This is a genomic window from Alloyangia mangrovi (genome assembly GCF_002300555.2).
Taxonomy (GTDB): Bacteria; Pseudomonadota; Alphaproteobacteria; order Rhodobacterales; family Rhodobacteraceae; genus Salipiger; species Salipiger mangrovi.
Genome location: NZ_NTHN02000147.1, coordinates 1 through 662 on the forward strand (window position 1 = coordinate 1; position 662 = coordinate 662).

General features: G+C 70.5%; 1 protein-coding gene. It reads left to right on the plus strand.

What is annotated here, in order from left to right:
* Positions 1-662: preprotein translocase subunit SecD (locus tag CLG85_RS28125; protein ID WP_375796962.1), on the plus strand; the 662-nt coding region annotated here is incomplete at both ends.

Sequence of the window (662 nt, forward strand, 5' to 3'; positions counted from 1 at the left end):
GGTGCCCGGCATCGACAGCGCCGAGACCCTCAAGAGCCTCATCGGCACCACCGCGAAACTCTCGTTCAACCAGGTGCTCGGAGCTGGTGGGGATGCGGGGCCCGACGCGATCACGCTGCCCTCGGCCAGCCAGCCAGAGCAGAGCTACACGCTCGACCCGCGCGCCGTGGTCACCGGCGAGGATCTGACCGACAGCCAGCCCAGCTTCGACCAGAACGGCCGCCCCGCGGTGACCTTCCGCTTCGACACCTCGGGTGCCCGCGCCTTCGGCGACTACACCGCCGCGCATATCGGCGAGCCCTTCGCCATCGTGCTCGACGGCGAGGTTCTCTCGGCCCCGGTCATCCAGAGCCACATCCCCGGCGGCTCGGGCATCATCACCGGCAACTTCAGCGTCGAGCAGACGACCGAGCTCTCGACCCTGCTGCGTGCCGGCGCCCTGCCCGCCGAGCTGCACTTCCTCGAAGAGCGGACCATCGGGCCGGAGCTCGGACAGGACAGCATCACCGCCGGCGCCCGCGCCGCGGTCGTGGGCCTGGTCGCCGTCTGCGTGCTCATGGTGCTCAGCTACGGCGGGCTCGGCCTCGTCGCGACCTTGGCGCTCGGGATGAACATGGCGATGCTGATCGGCCTGCTGTCGGCCATCGGCGCCACGCTCACCC